Source organism: Lactobacillus sp. UMNPBX17, from assembly GCF_002553735.1.
Taxonomy (GTDB): Bacteria; Bacillota; Bacilli; order Lactobacillales; family Lactobacillaceae; genus Lactobacillus; species Lactobacillus gallinarum.
Window position 1 is genome coordinate 1 of sequence record NZ_PCYT01000161.1, and the last position, 794, is coordinate 794.

General features: G+C 35.0%; 1 protein-coding gene. It reads right to left on the bottom strand.

The features are described from left to right. Positions 1–118: 118 nt before the first annotated feature. A complete protein-coding gene (gene lexA / locus CP368_RS10105) occupies positions 119–745 on the bottom strand; it encodes a transcriptional repressor LexA (RefSeq protein ID WP_098043773.1) in 627 nt (208 codons plus the stop codon). Positions 746–794 lie beyond the last annotated feature (49 nt).

Consider the following 794-nt stretch of genomic DNA (forward strand, 5'->3'; position numbering starts at 1 on the left):
ATTAGATAAAATCTATCAAACAGCGTAAGTGTTCAATTTATTATTGCAATTTACGAAAATAAATTAACTGAAATTTTGACGAAAAAATAAACCCAAGCTTTTTGCTTAGGTTTAAATATTAATCGATATTATTTCTGTAAAGGCCAACTACTTTACCTAAAATACTTACTTTGGATAAGATAATTGGTGCCATTGTATCGTTTTCTGGTTGTAAACGGTAGTGATCGTCCTCTTTATAAAAACGTTTAACTGTAGCTTCATTTTCATCAGTCATGGCTACGACGATTTCGCCGTTATTAGCGGTATTTTGCTTTCTGACAATGACGCTGTCACCGTTTAAAATTCCCGCATTAATCATACTCTCACCGTGAACTTTTAACATGAAGAGTTCACCAGCATCGTTTTCAAGATCAGGTGGAAGTGGAAAATATTCATCTATGTCTTGAACTGCTAAGATAGGTTGACCAGCAGTGACCACACCAACAACTGGGATTTTCTTTGGCTTAATGCCTAATTCCTTTTTACCTTCATCGGTAATTTCAAGTGCACGAGGCTTAGTTGCATCCTTGATTAAAAGACCTTTGCGTTCTAAGCGGGCTAGATGACCGTGAACAGTAGATGTAGAAGAAAGTTTGACCGCAGCACAAATCTCTCGCACTGTTGGTGGAAAACCACGGCGTTCTACAGTATCATAAATATAGCGTAAAATTTCTAGTTGTTTAGTATCGTTGTTTTTCTTAGACATAATTTTTCTCCGTTATTGTAAAAAAGATAATATTTATGATTATTTTAAC

What these genes read in the sequence shown, in the direction of transcription:
- lexA (WP_098043773.1), bottom strand. Translation starts at nt 745, where the DNA reads ATGTCTAAGAAAAACAACGATACTAAACAACTAGAAATTTTACGCTAT.